The 956-nt window shown below is 51.3% G+C and carries 1 protein-coding gene; it reads left to right on the top strand.

The genetic code is table 11. The annotated features are described in order from the left end of the window. Positions 1 to 8: 8 nt before the first annotated feature. A partial coding sequence (locus A3750_RS03195) for an enoyl-CoA hydratase/isomerase family protein (protein ID WP_068548020.1) occupies positions 9 to 956 on the top strand: 948 nt, incomplete at its 3' end.

Genomic DNA, 956 nt, shown 5'->3' with positions numbered 1-956 from the left:
GCCTGGAAATGATTCAAAGCGCCTTTCGGCAGCTGAGCCGCTGGGCCGAGGACGATGCCATCGCATGTATCCTGATGGATGGCGCAGGTGACAAAGGCTTTTGCGCAGGCGGCGACGTGCAGAAGCTGTATCAGTCTGCGATTGATAACCCCGGCGGGCCGTGCGACTACGCAGAGCAGTTTTTTGTTGAAGAATACCAACTCGATTATCTGATACACAGCTACCCCAAACCGATTATCTGCATCGGCTCGGGGATTGTTATGGGCGGAGGCCTTGGATTAATGCAAGGCGCTAGCCATCGCGTTGTCTCAGAGAGCAGCCGTATTGCAATGCCCGAGGTAACCATTGGTCTATTTCCCGATGTTGGTGCGACACGCTTCCTTAACGATCTTCCTCAGGGGCTTGGTTTGTTCTTCGCGCTCACCGGAGCAAGCATTAACGCAAGTGACGCAATGAGCCTTGGCCTCGCAGATCACTATGTAGAGTCGTCTAACATTGGCGACATTGTTCAACAGCTTGAGAAAGTATCTTGGACAAAAGACATCAAGAAAAACAAAGAACGTGTTACCTCATTACTAGCCGATTTTGCCGTATCAGAAGATAAGCGCAACAACGACGTTCCATCCGAGCTGGCCAATTGTCGTGACGAGATTGAATATGCCTGCCGCAGCGGCGCCCTAGGCGACGTTATCCACGCGTTAGATAGCATCGATACCGATAGCGGATGGCTCAAAAAGTCGATTAAAACCTTACATCATGGCTCTCCTCTTTCGGCACTTTTGATATTTGAACAACTTCGCCGCCATCGTTATGTGACGCAAAAAGCCGCCTTCGAGGCAGACTTAGTGCTCGCGACGAACTGCGTGCGTTATCCCGAATTTGCAGAGGGCGTGCGAGCCCTGCTGATTGATAAAGACAGAAAGCCAAAATGGGCATTCAAGCACTTCAGCCACGTA

This window comes from Oleiphilus sp. HI0079, assembly GCF_001635105.1.
The sequence above is the reverse complement of the archived record's forward strand: the minus strand, read 5'-3'. Positions and strand labels throughout refer to the sequence as shown.